This window comes from Nocardioides malaquae (assembly GCF_015070385.1).
GTDB classification, from domain to species: Bacteria; Actinomycetota; Actinomycetes; order Propionibacteriales; family Nocardioidaceae; genus Nocardioides; species Nocardioides malaquae.
In genome coordinates, this window is the sequence record NZ_JADCSA010001275.1 from 1 (window position 1) to 233 (window position 233).

Genomic DNA, 233 nt, shown 5'->3' on the forward strand with positions numbered 1-233 from the left:
CAATCAAAACAGTGACGTAGCAGCTGCTGCAGTGGATACATATGTCCAGCAGGAGGCACTCACCCGTGCAATTGGAACTGCCCTTACAAGTGGCATTGATGGGTTCCTGGCACCTCTTCCCTGCCTTCTCAAACATGCATCTCTTACAGCAAGGACTATTCCTGTCACTGTAGGAGAAAAAAAGAAAAAGGAAATGTCAGTTTGTGTGTTTGTGTTGTGTTTCAGCAGAACAC

1 protein-coding gene is annotated in these 233 nt (G+C 46.4%); it reads left to right on the forward strand.

The annotated features are described in order from the left end of the window. A partial coding sequence (locus IEQ44_RS17515; RefSeq protein ID WP_227487726.1) for a hypothetical protein occupies window positions 1-233 on the forward strand: 233 nt, incomplete at both ends.